This window comes from Anoxybacillus sp. LAT27 (assembly GCF_022030075.1).
In the GTDB taxonomy this organism is placed as follows: domain Bacteria; phylum Bacillota; class Bacilli; order Bacillales; family Anoxybacillaceae; genus Anoxybacillus; species Anoxybacillus kestanbolensis.
This window is the reverse complement of sequence record NZ_JAIWYK010000333.1, coordinates 1-230: the sequence shown is the minus strand read 5'-3', so window position 1 is coordinate 230 and position 230 is coordinate 1. Positions and strand designations below refer to the sequence as shown.

The 230-nt window shown below is 61.3% G+C and carries 1 pseudogene; it reads left to right on the top strand.

The window, feature by feature from the left end:
- A pseudogene (locus tag LD028_RS09680) lies at window positions 1-230 on the top strand (metalloendopeptidase); the annotation flags it as partial.

The window sequence follows — 230 nt, the reverse complement described above, 5'->3', positions numbered from 1 at the left end:
GCTGTCGGATCTTGCCGGCATCAAGGTGGAAGCCGTCAAGCTGGTCGTCGACGGCAAAGTGATCGGCTACGCCGCCGATCGCCGTTCGGCCGAAGAAGCGCTGGCCAAGGTGAAGGAAAAGTTCTCCGGCATCCCCGCCGTGAGAGGAAAACAAGCGATGGTGGCGGCCGCGTCCATGCCGCCGGCGATGCCTGAAAAGGTCAAGGAAGTGACGTTCAAGGAAGACGTGA